This is a genomic window from Citrobacter farmeri (genome assembly GCF_019048065.1).
Taxonomy (GTDB): Bacteria; Pseudomonadota; Gammaproteobacteria; order Enterobacterales; family Enterobacteriaceae; genus Citrobacter_A; species Citrobacter_A farmeri.
In genome coordinates this window covers 4,197,989-4,215,802 of the sequence record NZ_CP077291.1, presented here as the reverse complement: position 1 = coordinate 4,215,802, position 17,814 = coordinate 4,197,989, and the positions used below count along the sequence as shown (strand labels likewise).

Genomic DNA, 17,814 nt, shown 5'->3' with positions numbered 1-17,814 from the left:
ATCGGCAATACGGACGACACAATGACACAACACGAATCGGCGGATAATTCTCGCGGCCAACTCTTTATTGTACCTACACCTATCGGGAATTTGTCTGATATTACCCAGCGTGCGCTCGAAGTGTTACAAGCTGTTGATTTAATTGCCGCTGAAGATACTCGTCATACCGGATTATTATTGCAGCATTTCGCGATAAATGCCCGGTTGTTCGCCCTGCACGATCATAATGAGCAGCAAAAAGCAGAAACGCTGGTGGCGAAGTTGAAAGAAGGCCAGAACATCGCGCTGGTTTCTGATGCCGGGACGCCGCTGATTAACGATCCGGGTTACCACCTGGTGCGTACCTGTCGTGAGCAGGGCATCCGTGTCGTACCGTTGCCGGGGCCCTGTGCGGCGATTGCTGCATTAAGTGCGGCGGGGTTGCCGTCCGATCGCTTCTGCTATGAAGGCTTTTTACCCGCCAAATCAAAAGGACGTCGCGACGCGCTGAAAGCGATCGAAACCGAACCGCGCACGTTGATTTTCTATGAATCCACTCATCGCCTGCTGGACAGCCTGGAAGATATGGTCGCGGTGTGGGGCGGATCCCGCTATGTGGTGCTGGCGCGTGAGCTGACCAAAACCTGGGAGACGATTCATGGCGCACCGGTGGGGGAACTGCTGGCGTGGGTTAAAGAGGACGAAAACCGGCGTAAAGGCGAGATGGTGCTGATTGTGGAAGGGCACAAAGCGCAGGAAGATGAACTGCCCGCCGATGCCCTGCGCACCCTCGCGTTGTTACAGGCCGAGTTGCCGCTAAAGAAAGCCGCGGCGCTGGCGGCGGAAATCCACGGCGTGAAAAAGAACGCGCTGTACAAATATGCGCTGGAGCAGCAAGGGTAATCCGGGAAACACGCTGCAGAAATACTGCAGCGTGTCAGAATGAGATGGGATGTTACCGATCAGAGTAACGCGAGCCATCCAGTAAACATGTCGTATTGTCATGCAGCCACAGAAACGAGGCCGGAATCGCGGTCGTCACGGCCGTGGTCAGGTATTTATCAACAGCGTCCTGTTTTCCTTCTCCGGCAATCAGCAGCAGAATTTCCTTTGCATTGAGGATCTCCTTCAGTCCCAGCGTGATGCCGTGCGTTACGGGACGACCGGCCGATTTAAGCATGTCGTGGTGACGCGTTTGCTCATCAAGCCTGCTGATATGGCAAAACGGTTCCAGCGCGCTTCCCGGTTCGTTCAGCCCCAGATGACCATTCTTGCCGATGCCCAATACGCATAAATCGAGACCGCCCCGGCTGGCAATCAAATCCGTCACGCGCTCACACTCCGCTTCGTCGATATTTTCTGACTGAAAACCAATCAGCTGTTCCGGGCGCAGGCCAAGTGGTTGCATGATATGCTGTTGCAGGAATGATTCGCAGGTGCCCGGCGTGTGTAAGGGGATTCCCACCCACTCATCGAGCTTCACAAAGGTCACGTTGCGGATATCAACGTGACGTTGCTGTATTTTCTCGACCAGGAAACGATAGGTCAGTTCAGGCGTCGCACCCGTCGCCAGGCAGATCGTCGCGTCAGGTTTGTCTTGTATTACCTGAATTAACCGTTCGCTGGCACGATCGCTGAGTGCGTCATAATGGTCGCAGTACTGTATGCATTGCATTTGTCAGCCATCCTTTTGGCGAGGGGCGCACGCAAAGTCGCGCCCCGTGCGGTTTACAAAATACCGAGTGCGGAAGAGACGATAGAAAGCACAAAGGTGACACCGATTAGCAATACCGGATGCGCTTTTTTCACCCGCAACAGGTAGTACATCAGCAGCGTGTAGCCCATCGGTAAAATGTTCGGGAAGACCTTATCAAAGAAATCCTTTTGCAGGGCCACGTTGTGCGTACTGTCGATGGCAAAAGAGGTCACGACATCGATATGGACGTAGGAGGCGATCAGACCGCCAATCACCGTGATCCCAAGGATCGTCGCCGAACGGGCGATCATCTGCGAATTTTCCCTCACCTTATCAATGGCTTTTACCCCGACCGAATAGCCGACGTGAGTCCAGCCGACGCGCAGGAAAAAGATCATTAAATAGACGGCGAAGAACAGAATCGGGCCCAGTAAATTGCCCTGGCTGGCGAAAGAGGAGCAGATCCCCGCCATAATCGGCAGTAAGGTGAACCAGAAAATGGCATCGCCAATCCCGGCGATGGGACCAAACAGCGCCACTTTCAGACCTTTAATGGTGTCGCGGTTTTCTCCTTTCTCTTCCATTGAGATCAGTAAGCCCATCAGGAAACCGACGAGGTTCGGATGAGTATTGATAAATTCCAGATGATCTTTCATGGCCGCACTCAGACCCGGCTTATCATCTTTATAGATTTTTTTCAGAATCGGCAGCATCGCCCAGGTAAAGCCGCCCGCCTGCATCCTTTCATAGTTAAAGCTCGCCTGAAGAAGGGAAGAGCGGAAGCCAAGACGGGTAATGTCTTTTTTACTGATTTCAGATCCCATTGCTGTAATCCTCTTCATCATCATTTTTACGGGCGACAGGCTGGGGTTGTGCCTGCTGTTTGGCTTTGGCATTGAAAAATTCGTACACGGCGAAGCCCGCGCCGAGGACCGCGACCGGGAGTAAGTTGTTGACCTGGATGTAGCAGACAAAGAGGAAGCCAGCAATCAGGTAAGGAATGTACTGCGCTTTGAACATCACACGCAGTAGCAAACCAAAACCGACGGCAGGCAGAATACCGCCCGCAACTTCGAAACCATGAGTCAGCCAGGCCGGCATGGCTTTCACCAGCGCCTGCATGGCACCTTGCGCCAGATAGGTACACAGAAACGCGATAATGGCGTATGAGCAGGCGACAATCAGCGTTGTCAGCCAGTTCAGACGTGCAAATGCGCTGGTATTAGCTTCTTTAGCGCAATTGTCGGCCCGGGACATAAACAGAGAGAAGGCGGAATAGAAAAACAGAATCACGTATTGCATCAGCAGGCTGAACGGCAAGCCGAGACCGATGGCGGTTTTGGCATCCACGCCGGTAGACCAGGCGATCACCGTGGTCATTAGCCCCGCCATAATGGGGTTTGGCGGCTGGACGCCGCCGGCGGGCGTCAAGCCGGCAAAAGCCAGCTCGGTCAAACCGCCCGTAATCAAACCAATATGAATGTCGCCAAGAATGGCGCCAGTGAGCGTACACACAATAATTGGTCTGAATAAAAACAAGGCTTCCAGCCAAAAATCGATTCCCAGAAAGAAGACTAATGCAGCGAGGGATATCCCTTGTAAAAGCGTTATTTCATGCATTTTAAACACCTCATGTAAATAAGTCCCTTTAATATGAAAACATTGGCTTGTTATTTACTCCGGGATCGTTTCTTTTTGATCGCCAGGGACATCCTGAATAAAAATGTTTACGCCGTGTTTCTTAATGAACTGCAGGTCCTGAAGATCCTGTTCATTGACATAAACTTTACTGCTGATCTGCTTTTTGCCTTCCGAGAAGTGCATGTTGCCCACGTTCACGTCGTTAAGCGTAATACCGCCTTCGAGCAGCTTTCTGACCGTTTGTGGCGTGCGGCAAATCAGGAATATCTTCTGGTGTGGCGCGGCCTTACCGATGACGTTGATCGTTTTTTCTATAGAAAAGAAACGGATACCGAAACCGTAGGTTTCTGCGGTGATGCCCATTAATTTCTGCTGAATCTCATCCTGAGCGACATCATCATCCACGACGACCAGCAGATTGGCACCGATTGTCGATGTCCAGGTGACGCCCACCTGACCATGTACCAGTCGGTTATCAATACGCGTTAACAGGATATTTGGACTGCTCATACTTAAATCCTCACCATAAAATAATTGAATGACAGAACTTGTTGAAATATATTATTTTTACCGTATCGCATTCATAAATTTATTCAGCGTGATGTGTTGGCGTTATTTTCCTCCGCTATTTGGTCAGAAAGCGCTACCTGATATAAATCAGATAACGCTTCTGAATATGATGTTGAAACAGGACGACTTTAAATTAAATCGGAATCAGCCACTAATTTGTTAGCCGATCCGCAAACCGTGATTTTACTTCTCACCACTTCTTTCATCGCATCCATACCGACACGCATGTAGTAACGTGGATCGTTTCCCTGTGGGTTATCAGCAAACCACGCTTTCACGGCATCGGCGAAGGCAATTTTCAGTTCGGTGGCGACGTTAACCTTACAGACGCCCAGCTCTATCGTGCGGCGCACATAGTCATCAGGCACATCGCTTGCGCCGTGCAGCACCAGCGGAATATCTACCACTTCACGGATTTCAGCCAGACGCTGGAAGTCGATTTTCGGTTTTTTGGTGTAAAGGCCGTGTGCGGTGCCGATGGCGACGGCGAGGCTGTCGACGCCGGTCAGCTCAACAAAGCGTTTGGCCTCCTGCGGATCGGTCAGAAAGGCGCTTTCTGCATCAACGCTCATGTCGTCTTCAACGCCACCCAGTCGTCCTAACTCTGCTTCTACGCTGCAATCGCGGGCGTGGCAAAAATCCACCACCGATTTCACCAGCTTCACGTTTTCCTCAAACGGGAAGTGGCTACCGTCGATCATGGCACTGCGTACCCCGGCGTTTACTTTATGGCGAATGTCGTCCAGCGATTCATGATGATCGAGATGCAGCGCCAGCGGCATGCCGTAGGTGGTGGAGTAGGCGGTGCACAGCGCGTAAAGCTCCTCCAGCGCGATATGCTTGAAGGTGCCTGGTGTACCGGCGAGGATCACCGGTGATTGCATTTCGCTACACACTTCGAGGATCGCCTGGATCGTCTCGGCATTATGGATGTTGAAGGCCGGTACGGCGTAGCCTTTTGCCTGGGCATCTTGCAGGAGATACTTCGTGGAAATGATACTCATGATCGGATCCTCTTAAGCCTGCCACGGATGAATAACGACGCCCTGCACGACGCGGTTGACTGTACCGCTGCGGGAGGGAGTATCCGGCGTATTACCGACATGGATGGACTGAGTGAGCGCAAAGACCTGGGCATACATCAGGTAGCAGAATGCCAGCTCACTATCGATAAAATGACGTGCAGGTGGCAACAGGATGTGCGGACCAGCTTCAATGATGGAATCGCTTTCGGCCGCAACAGCGACAACGCGCATTGCTTGATCGTCGCGACGCAACTCCGCCAGCAGATCGAGATCGTACTGCCGTGTGTAAGGATGGCTGGAGATATACACCACGATCAGCGTTTCGTTATCCACCAGGGATTTCGGGCCGTGGCGGAAGCCCGTTGGCGAGTCGTAAAATGCCGCCAGCTTACCGGCGGTCAGCTCGAGTACTTTCAGAGCTGATTCACGCGCAGCCCCCTGTAATCCACCGCTTCCGAGATAGACGATCCGTTTCCAGGCACCGTTGCCAAATACGCCGTGGCTGAAATCACCCAGTGATGACAGGATCGTCTGGCAGCGATCCGCGACATCGCGGAAGGTTTGGCTGTTGAAGATTTTCGGTGCGAACACCGCCAGGCAACTGGCCATCATGGTGGTAATACTGCTGGTCATCGCAAAACCGCGATCGTGCGTTTCTGCCGGCATCAGCAGGGCAAAGGCGTTATCGCTTGCAACGGCGGTCTGGTACAGGCTACCTGCTTCATTGCAGGTGATCGAAAGGTGATAGCACTCAGGAACGAACTGGTTTGCCAGTTCCACTGCGGCAACGCTTTCCGGGCTGTTGCCGGAACGGGCAAACGAGACCAGCAGCAGCGGATGCGCCGGATTCAGATAATCCATCGGATTGGTGACCAGATCGGTGGTCGGTATTGCGCTGATGTTTTGTCCGGTGTGGCTGGCAAGCCAGGGGGCGATGATCTCGCCAATGAATGCCGAGGTACCCGCTCCGGTCAGGACGATCCGCAGATCGTCTTTACGAAGCAGGGGGGCAAGAAAGTTGTCGATCGCGGTTCGCATCGCGTCGATGTTCGTTAGCGAGCGGATCCAACTGGCAGGCTGCTGGCGGATCTCTTCTTCGGTCCAGGTTCCGGTTGTTGCAGCAGCAGGGGTATAGGTTTCAGGCATAACGTAAGTCCTTAGTCTTGTGAATTCCACATCAGACGCTGGCAAAATGTCGCTATCTTTCGTTTCGTTTCACTTGTTCACATGATCGATTGATTAAAATTTATAGGAAAGAAATCGAAAGTTCAATGATGCAAAATGAAATAAAACGAAAAGTGTGATCGATTGTTCAGAGAGGTTTTTTATCTTATTGATCTGTAATGATTCTCAGCCATCATCCAGGCGTGAGGGTTTTCTTAATCGAAAGGAAAAGAAAGGCCTTGCGATTGATGAACGAAGGCCTGGGAGAAAAAAGGTCAAAGGGGGAGGTGCTGACCCTGAATCCAAATCTGTTGTAAATGAAGTCCGCTATCGAGGGCGATCGTGCTGGCGCGTTTGCCTGGGGCTAACGATCCTGAGTGGCTCTCGATCCCCAGCAGACGCGCTGGATGAAGCGACGCCATATGGATCGCATCCTCAGGGGCGATCCCGGTCAGTTCGACCATATTGCGCACTGCCGCATCAACCGACAACGTGCTGCCCGCCAGGCTACCGGATGCGGTGCGCACGATTCCTCCGTGCATTTCGACCTTTTCACCGCACAACGTGTAGTTTCCGTCTGGCATACCGGCAGCCTGCATCGCATCGGTTATCAGCACCAGCCTCTCTTTTGCACAGCAGCAACAGAGTTTCATGGCTGCCGGATGGACATGGTGCCCATCGGCGATAAGTTCCAGCCACGCGCGCGGGTCAGTGAGTCCTGCGCCGACCATCCCGGGCTCCCGGTGATGAAGTCCGGTCATGCCGTTGTAGCAGTGCACGAGTCCGTCTGCGCCGGCGTCAAAGGCGGCCCGGGTTTGTGCCCAGCTTGCCGCGCTATGCCCCAACATTACCCGCACACCCTGCTGTCTGAGATGGCTAATCGCCTGCAATGCTCCCGGTTTTTCCGGAGCCAGCGCAACCACGCGCAGAGTCTGTCGAGAAATGGCAATCAGCTCATCCAGCTCCGCGAGGTCCAGCTCCCGAAACAGTTCCGGGGGATGGGCACCCTTATTCTGCGGCGTGAAGTACGGTCCTTCCAGATAACTTCCCAGCACCTGTGCTCCAGGCCCACCGGAATGATAGCGTTGAGCAATGCGCTCCAGCGCGCGGTGAATCGTCTTTAGCGGCGCGGTGACGGTGGTGGGGAGCCAACTGGCAACCCCTTCCCGTGCTTTGTGCATCGCCAACTTGTCGAGCGCATCTGGTTCATCGTCCATCACGTCGACCCCCGCGCCACCGTGGACGTGGGTGTCGATGTAGGCGGGACACAGTAGCTCGGCATCGCGCGCGGTGATGCCCGCCGGAATCGGCTCGATTGCCGTGATGAGCCCTTCTTCAACGCGCAACTGGTGATCGTCCAGCCACCCCTGTTCGGTGAGCAGACGTCTGGCACGCAAAACCTGCGTCATATTCCTTCCTCGATGGGGTGCTCCTCGCGGCAACGGCCCAGCTCATCCACCAGACTGGTCAGGCCGCGATGCCCGCATTCCAGCGCCTGCACACGAAATGCTTCACTGCTGAGTCCTTCGCGATCCAGCACCATTTCCAGCAGCAGTTGCAGGTTAGTGCCGGTGATCACTTCCCGGCCTGGTTTTAGCATCGCAAGCGTTGAGGCGACGCGAAACGGTGTGCCGCCGAGCAGGTCGGTCAGGAAAACGATATCTTCCTCACCGTCCAGTTGCTCAATCGCCTGCTCAAGCTGTGAGGTGAGCAGCGCGGTAGTGGAGGTTTCCGGAAAGTCGATGGCGATAAACTGCGACTGCTCGCCGAGGATCTGTTTCATCGCTTTTTCCATACCGCTGGCAAACCCACCGTGCCCCGTCAAAATAATACCTAACATCGAAGACCTCTTTGCTTTACAGGAAGTGACAGAATTTACCGACGACACCCAGCACCACGGTGATACCGATGAGACGTAGTGGACTCCAGCCGCGGCGGACTAACCAGAACATCGTCAGGGTATAGACCAACGGTAAAAAGGCGGGCATCAGCTTGTCGATAACGTCAGCCTGGAGCTTGACGACGGCATCACCCGCCTTGATTTCGAGCGTAGTGTTCAGACGCACATACGTCGCGACGAGCGCGCCAATCACCGTCATCCCGACGATAGACGCCGCATGGCCCACTTTCTTCGTATTGGCCTTGATGAGTGGAATGGCGGCGACCCCCATACGGTAAGCATAGTGCGCCAGACCAAAACGCAGACCCAGATGGACCACGTTAAACAGCACAATAAAGACTACCGCACCGAGGATGGAACCCTGCAAGGCCAGACTGGCCCCGATACCGCCGCAAATCGGCAACAGCGTCAGCCAGAACATCGCATCGCCAATCCCGCCGAGCGGAGCACCAACGGCGATTTTGGTGCTCTGAATACTGTTAACGTCCTGCTTTGAGCGCTCCATCGCCAGGATAATGCCGATGACAAACGTCACCAGGAAGGGGTGGGTATTGAAGAAACCCATGTGGCCCTTCATGGCGCGCGCCAGGTCGCGTTTATTCGTATGGATCTTTTTCAGCGCAGGCAGCAGACCGTACAGCCAACCGGAAGCCTGCATACGTTCGTAGTTAAACGACGCCTGCAACAGCATGGAACGCCAGGCTACCCGGTTGATATCTTTTTTGGTTAGCTCTGCGCCAATACTCTGATCTTCATAGATGTTTTCGTTCACGCCGGAAAGCAGCGTTTCTTCGCTGTCGGAAACAGACGGAAGAGTTTGTTGATTAGATGCCATCTTCGAATTCCTCTTTCTGGGCCGCAGGTTGGGTCGGTTCTGGAGATTTACGCAACAGGTCGATCAGCGCCATGGCCAACGCCGCAGCGGCAATAGCCAGCACCGGCAGCTTGAGCCAGGCGGCCCCCACGAAACCGATGATAAAGTAAGGGATATAGACGTTTTTCATCATGATTTTCAGCAGTACGGCAAAGCCGATGGCTGGCATGATACCGCCCGCGACGCCGAGACCGTCAATCAGACGTTCCGGCAGGACATCAATCGCGGTTTTCGCGTGTTCCGCGCCGAAGTAAATCGGCAGGAACGTACACAGGAAATAGAAAATGCCGAGCGCCAGCAGCGCCAGATAGTTGACCCGTTCAATGCCGGCGGTGTCGGCATTTGCCGCCATGCGATCGCAGCGGGACATCACCCCAGACATTACGGAGAACAGGAACGTAATCCCCATCTGTACTGCCACGGCAAACGGCACGGCAACGCCCACGGCGACATCCGGTTTCACCCCTGTTGTAATGGCGAATGTCGTGCCCACGATGGTACCGATAATGACGTTTGGCGGTTGTGCGCCTGCCAGCGGTGCGAGTCCCATCCACACCAGTTCCAGCGTACCGCCGGTTAAAATACCGGTATGCAGATCGCCCAGAATCAGACCGACCAGCGGCCCAAGCACCACCGGGCGGTGCATATGTGTTAATCCGTTGAACATATCCAGGCCAGCAATAAAGGCGAGGATACCTAATGCAAAAGCCTGTAACAGACTAATTTCCATGGTGAAGGCCTCAGATGAGTTTAAAGAGATCCTGCGCGGGTTCTGTTGGAACGCCCTGAACGAAACATTCCACCCCGGCGGCTTTCAGGCCGTTAAACGCCGCAATATCGGTCGAGTCGACAGAGACCGTTTTGGCAACCTGCTGCTTGCCATTGGCGTAGTGCATATTTCCTACGTTGATGCGTGTAACCGGCACCCCACCTTCGACCAGCCTGAGGAAATCGGTGGGAGACTTGCAGACCAGCAAAATTTTCTGCCGGTCAGCGGCGCGGTGAATGTTGTCGATCACTTTTTGTAGTGACCAGAAACGCACGGCGATCCCTTCCGCCAGCACCATCTCCATCAGGTTCTGTTGCACGGTGTCTTCGGCCACCTCATCGTTGGCGACCAGTACCAGATTTGCCCCCGCAAATCCGACCCACTGCACCCCGACCTGGCCATGAATGAGCCTTTCGTCGATACGGCTGAGTACAATATTTGGCATAGCGTATTCCTCTTTTTTGTTATCCGTTCTGGGACGTTACGCCCTGGCAGGCGGCATGGTACTGCTGCAGTATGTCCTGAATGTGGTTGATGATGAGTTCTCGCGGTGTGGCAGTGAGATCTCCCTCGCGCACTTTTACGTACTGTAACGGCATGTACTGGCTAATGAGCGGCAGGGGAATCGGCTCATCCGCCAGATTGCGCACCAGTCGTTCAAACGCGTCATCAATCTGGCTGTCCGGCCAGTAGTAACGAACACGATCGGAATAGCTGTAGCCGCGCGCCAGGCGACGGGTGTTGCCATCGCCATGGTAGTGGCTCTGCCAATATTCCGGGCGATCGAGCATGACGCTCTCAAGGACATGACGCAGGTCGGAACAGGCTTTTGCCGGGAGCAACTCTTCTTCAATGGCGGCCAGCGAAAACAGCGCTTCGCGCAGGGCGAAGGTCAGGGCCGGACCGACTTTCAGGATGGCAAAGTGATCTTTCACTAACTGGCGCAGCGACTGCGGTGTTTGGTAGTCCGTGGAGTGTGCCTCAAAAACCAGCGTGTCATACGCTTCCACCATCTTGCTTAACGCGATGGCTTTTTGCGGTTGGTAATCAATGATGTGGGTATGGTCGAACTCAACACCGGGTTGCACCACCAGCGCGATAATGCGCGGCCAGATGGCATTGAGCCCCTGTTTTTCAAAGGCGTGGCGATGGGCTTCCAGCGTTGCGCGTGCCGCGTCGGGCGTGGTCACCGCCAGTTCGGTCAACGTCTCATGGGCACCGCCCGGTACCGGCACTTCAGTGCCAATCACATACACCAGATCCGACTCGCCAAAATGGGCAATGCAGGTCTCTTCAGCAATCTTCGCCAGACGCGCGGCACGTTCCGCGACAATGGCATCGGTCAAAGGCACGGGATCGCCCTGGCAGGACATGCTGCAATCAAGGTGGATTTTTTTGAATCCGGCGGCGACATAGCTCCTGATCAGTTCGTCGGCATTGGCCATTGCCGGTTCTGCGGCCAGATTTTGCCAACGGTTCGGACCGAGGTGGTCTCCCCCCAGAATCAGTTGCTCCTGAGGGAAATCAAGCGAGTCGGCCAGTTGGCAGACAAAATGGCGAAAATCGGCTGGGGTCATGCCTGTGTAGCCGCCAAACTGGTCAACCTGATTCGAGGTTGCTTCAATCAGCAGCGGCGACTGATTTGCCTGTGCGTAACGTATTGCGGATTCCAGCACCAGCGGATGCGCGGAACAAACGGCGTAAATTCCGTTTGCCTTACCTCGTTTATGCTGCTCCACCATATCAGTCAGATGTTTCACTTTCCTCTCCAGGTCAGGTAACTGCGACTTGCAATCTTTCGTTTTGTTTCAGTTGATACTGCATCATGGTCCTATAAAAATAAAACGAAAGATAATAGTTTTCCGATCTGTTTCACAAAAGAAACATAATGAAAGCATTCAGCCACCGTTTTCGCCCTTCTGAGCGGCTTTTTTCGGCTTGCATTCCGACAAAAGAAAGGCGTTAATAGGCGAAACGAAATGAAACGAAAGAATTAGCCAAAGGATTTCTTATGAGCAATACCGATGCTTCTGGAGACAAGCGGGTGTCAGGCACCAGCGAAAGGCGTGAGCAGATTATCCAGCGGTTGCGGCAGCTAGGAAGCGTGCAGGTGAGCGATCTTTCGGGATTGTTTGGCGTTTCCACGGTGACGATCCGCAACGATCTGGCGTTCCTGGAAAAGCAGGGGATCGCCGTTCGCGCCTATGGTGGTGCGCTGATTTGCGACAGCAATACGCCGGGCGCGGAGCCTTCCGTCGAAGATAAAAGCTCGCTGAATACGGCAGTGAAACGCAGCATCGCCAAAGCGGCGGTGGAGCTTATCAAACCGGGCCACCGTGTGATCCTGGACTCTGGCACCACGACGTATGAGATCGCGCGCCTGATGCGTCAGCATACTGATGTGATTGCGATGACCAACGGGATGAACGTTGCCAATGCCTTACTGGAAGCGGATGGTGTGGAATTGTTGATGACCGGTGGCCATCTGCGTCGTCAGTCGCAGTCGTTTTACGGCGACCAGGCCGAGCAATCGTTGCAGAATTATCACTTCGATATGCTGTTTCTGGGCGTTGATGCCATTGATTTAGAGCGGGGCGTCAGCACCCATAACGAAGACGAAGCCCGATTGAATCGCCGGATGTGTGAAGTGGCGGAACGGATTATCGTGGTCACCGACTCCAGTAAATTTAACCGCTCAAGCCTGCATAAAATTATTGATACCCAGCGTATTCATACCATCATCGTCGATGAAGGCATCCCGCAAGAGAGCCTGGCTGAGTTTCATCGTAGCGGCGTTGAGGTCATTATCGTTTAGGCCGCGTCGTTAAAATTCAAAAATGTGATGTCCTTCAATTAAGCAAAAAGAAAAACGTCAGCGGGTTTTCGCCGAACCCGCTTTCGTTTTTTCACTGACTTTTCGTTCTTTCTCCCGCTCTCCTTTCCTGCACGCTTTTCGATCTTTCGTATTTTTCATTTTCGATTTAGATAAAACGAAAGAAAAAGGGGCTTTTTTTGCAAAATCAGCGCTGCGGAGGTGTTCACAAATTCGCTTTAAGTCTTCTGATTTAATATATTAAAAAGAAAACGAAAGCGATGAATCGCTAAAACATAACAATATGCAATGGAGCAAAAGCAATGCTGGATAACTTAAGACGTCGCGAGCAAATAATTGACCTGTTATGCGATCAAGGCAGCGTTCGTGTCGAACCACTAAGCGTGCATTTCGGTGTCTCAAGCGTCACCATCCGCAATGACTTACGTTATCTCGAGCAGAAAGGCTGCGTTATGCGCTCCTATGGCGGAGCCGTGTTAAATCAGCATTTTGCCCTCGATCGTCCCTTACAGGACAAAGATCGACTGAATCGCGATGTGAAATCGCGCATTGCAGAAAAAGCGGCCAGCTTTGTAAAAGATGGTGACACGTTGATTCTCGACTCCGGCTCGACCACCACGCTTATTCCTCCCCTGCTGAAAAATCGCCGCGATCTGGTGGTGATGACCAATGCGCTTAACATTGCCTGGGAACTCGCCAATTTTGAACGGGTGGATGTCATGATCCTGGGGGGAAATGTCAGGCAGAGCGTTTACTCGTTGTATGGCCCTTCAGCGGAACATCAGCTCAGACAGTATCGGTTTGATAAGCTCTTTTTGGGCGTCGATGGATTTTGTCTGGAAGCCGGGATCACCACGCCACACCCGGGAGAAGCGCATCTTAATCAGGTGATGTGCCAGGTGGCACAGGAGGTTACGGTGGTGGCGGATTCCAGTAAGTTTGGCCGCAAGAGTTTTTGCATGATCAGTGAAATCAACGGCATTGATCGGGTGATTACCGACAGCGGTATCCCGGAGCATTACCATCAGGCGCTCAGCCAGATGGGAGTGGATGTCGTTATCGTGGATGAATAAGTGCTATCGCCGGCAAAAGCGCGTTTTGCCGGCGATGTCTTAGTGCATCAGCGCATCTTGTTCGACCAACAACAGCGCGGCACCGCGTACACCGCTTGAGGCGCCATGTACGGCAGGGAAGACGTTCGCGGGTGCCAGTCCGGGGAACAGGTAGCGCGACATCGCACCCGGCAGTAAGGTGTAAATTTCCTCAATGTTGGAGACGCCGCCGCCCAGAACAAAGGCGTCGACGTCCAGAATGAGCTGCAGTTGCGCCAGCGTACAGCCCAGCATATCAATCCACGCCTCAACGGTGGCGACGGCGCTGGCATTGCCATGACGGTAGTTTTCCAGCAACGTCTCCATTTTTAGCTGCTCACCGCTGAAGTGCTTATGCAGCCAGAGTAAACCTGGCCCGGACTGGTAGCGCTCCAGACAGCCCTGCAGGCCGCAGCCGCACTTGATCTCTGGCAGGTTATAGCGACGCATAAAGGTGGCGGGTAGCGGTAGATGGCCAAACTCGCTGGCCATCCGGTTGCGCCCACGATACAACTGCCCGTCAATCACCAGTCCACCCCCCATGCCGGTGCCGATGATCGCACCATAAATTCGTGAGAACTGACGAGCCTGATGAGTATGCGCTTCCGACAGCGCGAAGCAGCAGCAGTCATTATCCAGCGCCACCGAGCGGTTGAGTCGATGCGCCAGATCGTTCATCACCTGACGTCCGGTCAGGCAGGGGACGTTTGACGACAGCAGTTTTCCGGTCTGCCTGTCCATCAATCCGGGCATGCCAATGCCGATTTTGCCTTGCATGCCTGTAGCCCAGTCGGCTGTATCGATAAGCGACGTAAAGGTCGAGAGAAAGAGTTCGTAATCCTGAACCGGCGTGGCCACGCGCTTACGCCAGCAGACCTGCATTTCCTTATCAAAGGCGACAATTTCAGTTTTTGTGCCGCCAATATCAACACCGTAAAACATGCCACATCTCCTCGAACTTCACAGTGTAACCAGACAGTTTTCCTTGCGAGCGCGCTCTGCGGCAAAGACCATTAAGTGACTCTCCAGGGATTCATCCGGGCCGGAGAGAATCATATTTTGATCGCCCGCCATCACGGCGTGTATAAAGCGATCCATCAGATAGTAGTCACCTCCGCCATGACCTCCCATCTGGGTCTGCGTGCCTGCGGCAATCTCATCGATTTCGTAGACCGTCTCGTTATCCGTCAGAAAATCAAACACCCGGATCTGCTCGCCATTGCCCTCGAGATAACCTTTCGTTCCGAAAAGCCGCGTCTTTCGATCTTCCATACGGGTAAAGGCGGTCATGGTGAAGGTGACCGTTTGCTGATGGGCGAAGCGTAAGTTCACTACCTGATGATCCACCACGTCATTATCACAGCGATAAACGCAGCGACCATACGGGCCCTCGCGCAGCGCCTGGCGGACGTTTTCCTCTGTGGGATCCGCCGTCAGCACGCGACGGAAATGCGGCGTGCATTTGTGATCCTCGCCGAGATAAATTTTGCAGGCTGACCAGGGACAGGTCGCCTCAACCTGACAATCCAGGCAGCGGTCGGCGGCGCCTGCCGGTTGGTTCTCCTTTACGAAATGGCTCAGGCTGCCAAATGAGGTCACGTCCTGGCAGTGGTCGCCCATGATGTAGCGGATCCAGTCCATATCGTGGCAGGATTTTTGTAACAGCATAAACGAAGATTCCTCTTCATTACGCCAGTTACCGCGAACGAAGGAGTGCGCCTGGTGCCAGTAACCTACGGGCTCGAGATGCTGCATGCTGACGATATCGCCAATCACCCTACTGTCGAGCAGGGATTTGAGTTTTTGCGTGTAGCGGGTGTAACGCAGAACGTGAGCGACACCTAATAAAACGTTGTTGCGCTTCACCGCCGCAATGATGGTGCGACAATCTTCCGGCGTGGGGGCGATCGGCTTTTCCAGTAAGATATGATAGCCGAGGTCGGCAAACGCGACGGCGGGCGCTTTGTGCATCGTATCCTGAGTGCAGATCAGCACGACGTCTGCCATTCGCGGGCGGGCCGCTGCCTCTTTCCAGTCACTAAAGATGTTTTCCTGGTCAATCTTATGCTGAGCGACAAATTGTTGGCGGTACGCCTCTCTGGGTTCGGCCACACCGACAACCTGCATGCGATCCGGATGTTCAAGCGCGTAGCGAGAATATATTTCGCCGCGCGCGCCAGCGCCAACCACTAATACGGTCACTTTCTTTGCACACATATAAACCTCTCATTTTGCCCTCGCCTGAATACGCGTTGTTCTGCACGGTGGGGCATATAAAAAATAAACTGATATTTTTTGCGCCTGCCGATGTTCGTGACATCAGGAGCGGGCTAAATTTTCTTCATCCTGCTTATCGAATAAAAAGGCGGCTTCCAGGTTGAATTTCACCTTGATCGATTCGCCGGGAAGTGGGCTCCAGTCCGGTGACGAATTGACTCGCAGGATCATTTGCTGTGCGCCGATATCGAAATGCAGGAGATCTTCATTGCCCATTCTTTCCACGTTGGTGATCCTGGCGTCGAACGCCGCGGGATCGTTGTGCTGCGCCAACTGAATCGCCTCTGGCCGGATGCCAAACCAGACGCTGTCATGCGGATAATTCGCCAGTTGGGAGACGAGTCGTGCGGTTAAAGGCAAGGTCAGCGCGTCATCCAGACGGAGTCCGTGGGTATCGGGATCGAGGGCCAGAAGATGAATATTCATTGCTGGATTGCCAATGAAACCCGCCACGAATTTATTTTTTGGCTGATGGTAGATATTGCCCGGCGTGTCGACCTGCATGATCCGTCCGCCATTGAGCACACAAATGCGGTCCCCCATGGTCATCGCTTCAATCTGATCGTGGGTGACATACACCATCGTTGCGTTCACTCCTTCTTGACGCAACTGGCGATGAAGCTCCGTCAGGCGTACGCGCATCGACACGCGCAGTTTGGCATCGAGATTGGACAACGGCTCATCAAACAAAAACACTTCCGGCTTACGAACAATGGCCCTGCCAACGGCAACGCGCTGGCACTGACCTCCTGAAAGTTGACCGGGCTTTTTGTCGAGTAGCGTTTCGATTTCCAGTTTGCGCGCGGCATCCCGTACGCGCACATCAATCTCCTGCTTGTTCATTTTGCCTTGCAGGCTGAACGCCATATTTTTGTAGATCGTCATGTGGGGATAGAGGGCGTAATTTTGAAAGACCATTGCCACGCCACGTTCTTTTGGCAGTAGATCGTTGACGCATCGTTCGCCAATTGAAATATGACCATGAGTAATATCTTCCAGTCCGGCGATCATGCGCAGTAGCGTTGATTTTGCGCAACCGGATGGCCCGACAAAAACCATAAATTCGCCATCGTGAATTTCAAGGTCAACACCATGAATCGCCTGAAAGCCATTCGGATAGATTTTGCCTACTGACTGTAATTGAATGCCTGACATAACAATGCCCCTTATCCTTTAATTCCGGCACCGGCGATGCCACGAATGAAATAGCGCTGGAAGAAAATATAAAGTAACAACATGGGGATAATCGCGAGTAACGCCCCCGCCATGAGCATGGGGTACTCCACCCCTGAACGGCCGGAAAGCGAGGCCAGCCCTACTGGCAGCGTCATTTTGTCCATCGAGGTATTGACGATGAGCGGCCACATTAAATTATTCCAGCTCCACAACCCGTTAATAATGACGCAGGCGATAAGCCCGGGTTTAATCAGTGGCAGCATGATTTTGAAAAAGATCGTTAAATGGTTATAGCCATCCATAATTGCCGCCTCTTCCAGTTCTTTCGGGACGGACAGAAAAAACTGACGCAATAAAAAGGCGCTATAAATACTAAATAACCCAGGCAGCACCAGGCCTGGGATTGAGTTCAGCAGGCCAATTTTTTCGATCGTTAAAAATTGCGGGATCAGAAAGATCTGTCCGGGGACCATCAGAATCGAAATACAGAGCATAAAGAGGATATCGCGCCCTTTAAAACGCAGGCGGGAGAAGCCATATGCCGCCATCGCGGCAATCAGCGTCTGTAAGATGACGATAACCAGCGTGGAGACGATCGAGTTAAAGTAAAAGCTGCCAAAGGGCATCTCATGTAAGATCTTATCGTATGCCTGGAACCCTGGCCTGGCGGGCAGCAGGATCGGCGGAAAGGCAATACTTTCCGCCTGGGTTTTAAACGAGGTGATGATCATCCAGAGAAAGGGAACCACCGTGACCAGCGTCGCCAGGATCATCAGGCCGTAAATCAGCCATTTATCACGTTTTGTCATGAACATAGTG

At 53.4% G+C, this 17,814-nt stretch carries 19 protein-coding genes; 3 read left to right on the top strand and 16 right to left on the bottom strand.

Translation table 11 applies throughout. The features are described 5' to 3' along the window. Positions 1 to 21: 21 nt before the first annotated feature. The gene (rsmI, locus tag I6L53_RS19805) at positions 22 to 882 is read left to right on the top strand and encodes a 16S rRNA (cytidine(1402)-2'-O)-methyltransferase (RefSeq protein WP_042325157.1); all 861 of its coding nucleotides are present in this window, start codon (positions 22 to 24) and stop codon (positions 880 to 882) included. 52 nt (positions 883 to 934) lie between these two features. Here the strand turns inward: rsmI and I6L53_RS19800 are convergent, their stop codons facing one another. The 12 genes from I6L53_RS19800 to kbaZ form a co-directional block, all read right to left on the bottom strand. After that, positions 935 to 1,654: a galactosamine-6-phosphate isomerase gene (locus I6L53_RS19800; protein ID WP_042325158.1), complete on the bottom strand. Its 720-nt coding sequence runs from the start codon at positions 1,652 to 1,654 to the stop codon at positions 935 to 937. A 53-nt stretch (positions 1,655 to 1,707) separates the two neighbouring features. Then, entirely contained in the window at positions 1,708 to 2,499 is a 792-nt protein-coding gene (gene agaD, locus I6L53_RS19795) for a PTS galactosamine transporter subunit IID (protein ID WP_042325161.1), read from the bottom strand. Next, the gene (gene agaC / locus I6L53_RS19790; protein ID WP_042325164.1) at positions 2,489 to 3,295 is read right to left on the bottom strand and encodes a PTS galactosamine transporter subunit IIC; all 807 of its coding nucleotides are present in this window, start codon (positions 3,293 to 3,295) and stop codon (positions 2,489 to 2,491) included. The genes agaD and agaC overlap by 11 nt, the downstream gene beginning before the upstream one ends. Before the next feature lie 54 nt (positions 3,296 to 3,349). Further along, complete coding sequence (gene agaB, locus I6L53_RS19785; RefSeq protein WP_042325165.1) at positions 3,350 to 3,826, bottom strand: PTS galactosamine transporter subunit IIB; 477 nt, start codon at positions 3,824 to 3,826, stop codon at positions 3,350 to 3,352. 188 nt (positions 3,827 to 4,014) lie between these two features. Next, the gene (gene kbaY, locus I6L53_RS19780) at positions 4,015 to 4,890 is read right to left on the bottom strand and encodes a tagatose-bisphosphate aldolase subunit KbaY (RefSeq protein WP_042325167.1); all 876 of its coding nucleotides are present in this window, start codon (positions 4,888 to 4,890) and stop codon (positions 4,015 to 4,017) included. Between the two features lie 12 nt (positions 4,891 to 4,902). Beyond that, positions 4,903 to 6,057, bottom strand: coding sequence for an AgaS family sugar isomerase (locus tag I6L53_RS19775; RefSeq protein ID WP_042325169.1), 1,155 nt, complete (start codon positions 6,055 to 6,057; stop codon positions 4,903 to 4,905). 293 nt (positions 6,058 to 6,350) lie between these two features. Further along, positions 6,351 to 7,484 carry an N-acetylglucosamine-6-phosphate deacetylase gene (gene nagA / locus I6L53_RS19770; protein ID WP_042325172.1) on the bottom strand — a complete coding sequence of 378 codons (1,134 nt, stop codon included), beginning with the start codon at positions 7,482 to 7,484 and terminating at the stop codon, positions 6,351 to 6,353. Beyond that, positions 7,481 to 7,915 carry a PTS galactosamine/N-acetylgalactosamine transporter subunit IIA gene (gene agaF / locus I6L53_RS19765; protein ID WP_042325173.1) on the bottom strand — a complete coding sequence of 145 codons (435 nt, stop codon included), beginning with the start codon at positions 7,913 to 7,915 and terminating at the stop codon, positions 7,481 to 7,483. Before agaF ends, nagA begins: the two co-directional genes overlap by 4 nt. A 16-nt stretch (positions 7,916 to 7,931) precedes the next feature. Further along, positions 7,932 to 8,810 (bottom strand): PTS N-acetylgalactosamine transporter subunit IID, encoded by an 879-nt coding sequence (gene agaE / locus I6L53_RS19760; RefSeq protein ID WP_042325175.1) that lies wholly within the window; start codon positions 8,808 to 8,810, stop codon positions 7,932 to 7,934. Continuing rightward, positions 8,800 to 9,579 (bottom strand): PTS N-acetylgalactosamine transporter subunit IIC, encoded by a 780-nt coding sequence (gene agaW, locus I6L53_RS19755; protein WP_042325177.1) that lies wholly within the window; start codon positions 9,577 to 9,579, stop codon positions 8,800 to 8,802. The genes agaE and agaW overlap by 11 nt, the downstream gene beginning before the upstream one ends. 10 nt (positions 9,580 to 9,589) lie before the next feature. Then, positions 9,590 to 10,063 (bottom strand): PTS N-acetylgalactosamine transporter subunit IIB, encoded by a 474-nt coding sequence (gene agaV, locus I6L53_RS19750; protein WP_042325179.1) that lies wholly within the window; start codon positions 10,061 to 10,063, stop codon positions 9,590 to 9,592. A gap of 19 nt (positions 10,064 to 10,082) precedes the next feature. After that, a complete protein-coding gene (kbaZ, locus tag I6L53_RS19745) occupies positions 10,083 to 11,360 on the bottom strand; it encodes a tagatose-bisphosphate aldolase subunit KbaZ (protein ID WP_042325331.1) in 1,278 nt (425 codons plus the stop codon). A gap of 269 nt (positions 11,361 to 11,629) precedes the next feature. Between kbaZ and I6L53_RS19740 the strand changes: the two genes are divergently transcribed. Both I6L53_RS19740 and agaR read left to right on the top strand, forming a co-directional pair. After that, a complete protein-coding gene (locus I6L53_RS19740) occupies positions 11,630 to 12,433 on the top strand; it encodes a DeoR family transcriptional regulator (RefSeq protein ID WP_042325181.1) in 804 nt (267 codons plus the stop codon). Positions 12,434 to 12,753: 320 nt separating this feature from the next. Beyond that, positions 12,754 to 13,524 carry a transcriptional repressor AgaR gene (gene agaR, locus I6L53_RS19735; protein ID WP_042325183.1) on the top strand — a complete coding sequence of 257 codons (771 nt, stop codon included), beginning with the start codon at positions 12,754 to 12,756 and terminating at the stop codon, positions 13,522 to 13,524. Positions 13,525 to 13,563: 39 nt separating this feature from the next. Here agaR and I6L53_RS19730 read toward each other — a convergent pair whose 3' ends face one another. The 4 genes from I6L53_RS19730 to I6L53_RS19715 form a co-directional block, all read right to left on the bottom strand. Beyond that, positions 13,564 to 14,484, bottom strand: a complete 921-nt coding sequence (locus I6L53_RS19730) for an ROK family protein (protein ID WP_042325185.1) — start codon at positions 14,482 to 14,484, stop codon at positions 13,564 to 13,566. 18 nt (positions 14,485 to 14,502) lie between these two features. After that, entirely contained in the window at positions 14,503 to 15,759 is a 1,257-nt protein-coding gene (locus I6L53_RS19725) for a Gfo/Idh/MocA family protein (protein ID WP_042325188.1), read from the bottom strand. 102 nt (positions 15,760 to 15,861) lie between these two features. Beyond that, on the bottom strand, positions 15,862 to 16,974 hold the full coding sequence (locus I6L53_RS19720; protein ID WP_042325189.1) for an ABC transporter ATP-binding protein: 1,113 nt from the start codon (positions 16,972 to 16,974) through the stop codon (positions 15,862 to 15,864). Positions 16,975 to 16,985: 11 nt separating this feature from the next. Continuing rightward, positions 16,986 to 17,810, bottom strand: coding sequence for a carbohydrate ABC transporter permease (locus I6L53_RS19715; protein WP_042325191.1), 825 nt, complete (start codon positions 17,808 to 17,810; stop codon positions 16,986 to 16,988). Positions 17,811 to 17,814: the final 4 nt, after the last annotated feature.

What these genes read in the sequence shown, in the direction of transcription:
- rsmI (WP_042325157.1), top strand. Translation starts at nt 22, where the DNA reads ATGACACAACACGAATCGGCGGATAATTCTCGCGGCCAACTCTTTATT.
- I6L53_RS19800 (WP_042325158.1), bottom strand. Translation starts at nt 1,654, where the DNA reads ATGCAATGCATACAGTACTGCGACCATTATGACGCACTCAGCGATCGT.
- agaD (WP_042325161.1), bottom strand. Translation starts at nt 2,499, where the DNA reads ATGGGATCTGAAATCAGTAAAAAAGACATTACCCGTCTTGGCTTCCGC.
- agaC (WP_042325164.1), bottom strand. Translation starts at nt 3,295, where the DNA reads ATGCATGAAATAACGCTTTTACAAGGGATATCCCTCGCTGCATTAGTC.
- agaB (WP_042325165.1), bottom strand. Translation starts at nt 3,826, where the DNA reads ATGAGCAGTCCAAATATCCTGTTAACGCGTATTGATAACCGACTGGTA.
- kbaY (WP_042325167.1), bottom strand. Translation starts at nt 4,890, where the DNA reads ATGAGTATCATTTCCACGAAGTATCTCCTGCAAGATGCCCAGGCAAAA.
- I6L53_RS19775 (WP_042325169.1), bottom strand. Translation starts at nt 6,057, where the DNA reads ATGCCTGAAACCTATACCCCTGCTGCTGCAACAACCGGAACCTGGACC.
- nagA (WP_042325172.1), bottom strand. Translation starts at nt 7,484, where the DNA reads ATGACGCAGGTTTTGCGTGCCAGACGTCTGCTCACCGAACAGGGGTGG.
- agaF (WP_042325173.1), bottom strand. Translation starts at nt 7,915, where the DNA reads ATGTTAGGTATTATTTTGACGGGGCACGGTGGGTTTGCCAGCGGTATG.
- agaE (WP_042325175.1), bottom strand. Translation starts at nt 8,810, where the DNA reads ATGGCATCTAATCAACAAACTCTTCCGTCTGTTTCCGACAGCGAAGAA.
- agaW (WP_042325177.1), bottom strand. Translation starts at nt 9,579, where the DNA reads ATGGAAATTAGTCTGTTACAGGCTTTTGCATTAGGTATCCTCGCCTTT.
- agaV (WP_042325179.1), bottom strand. Translation starts at nt 10,063, where the DNA reads ATGCCAAATATTGTACTCAGCCGTATCGACGAAAGGCTCATTCATGGC.
- kbaZ (WP_042325331.1), bottom strand. Translation starts at nt 11,360, where the DNA reads ATGGTGGAGCAGCATAAACGAGGTAAGGCAAACGGAATTTACGCCGTT.
- I6L53_RS19740 (WP_042325181.1), top strand. Translation starts at nt 11,630, where the DNA reads ATGAGCAATACCGATGCTTCTGGAGACAAGCGGGTGTCAGGCACCAGC.
- agaR (WP_042325183.1), top strand. Translation starts at nt 12,754, where the DNA reads ATGCTGGATAACTTAAGACGTCGCGAGCAAATAATTGACCTGTTATGC.
- I6L53_RS19730 (WP_042325185.1), bottom strand. Translation starts at nt 14,484, where the DNA reads ATGTTTTACGGTGTTGATATTGGCGGCACAAAAACTGAAATTGTCGCC.
- I6L53_RS19725 (WP_042325188.1), bottom strand. Translation starts at nt 15,759, where the DNA reads ATGTGTGCAAAGAAAGTGACCGTATTAGTGGTTGGCGCTGGCGCGCGC.
- I6L53_RS19720 (WP_042325189.1), bottom strand. Translation starts at nt 16,974, where the DNA reads ATGTCAGGCATTCAATTACAGTCAGTAGGCAAAATCTATCCGAATGGC.
- I6L53_RS19715 (WP_042325191.1), bottom strand. Translation starts at nt 17,810, where the DNA reads ATGTTCATGACAAAACGTGATAAATGGCTGATTTACGGCCTGATGATC.